The organism is Alkalibacterium sp. m-11 (genome assembly GCF_054658155.1).
Genome location: NZ_BAAGIR010000503.1, coordinates 1 through 255, shown reverse-complemented (window position 1 = coordinate 255; position 255 = coordinate 1). Strand labels below are relative to the sequence as shown.

General features: G+C 42.7%; 1 protein-coding gene. It reads left to right on the top strand.

The features are described 5' to 3' along the window. Window positions 1-245: hypothetical protein (locus ACYQ2O_RS13340; RefSeq protein ID WP_459796550.1), on the top strand; the 245-nt coding region annotated here is incomplete at its 5' end. Window positions 246-255 lie beyond the last annotated feature (10 nt).

Below are 255 nucleotides of genomic sequence, written 5' to 3'. Positions count from 1 at the left end.
ATCACTGTACGGGTATTCAGCAAGATGAAGCGAGACAATACGTGGAGGCAAAACTCAAGAGTGCCGAAGGCAGTCTTCGTATCTTTGATGAGAACGCACTCACGTCCTTAATCAGCCATGCCCAAGGTAGTTTAAGGCGGTTGGATCTTTTAACAACAAAGGTTTTAGAAATAGGTGTAAAACAGCAACAGGTTCAAATCACCCTGTCTTTAATTGAATCGGCAACGGCCGAAATCTTATTTTGATCGGTATAAG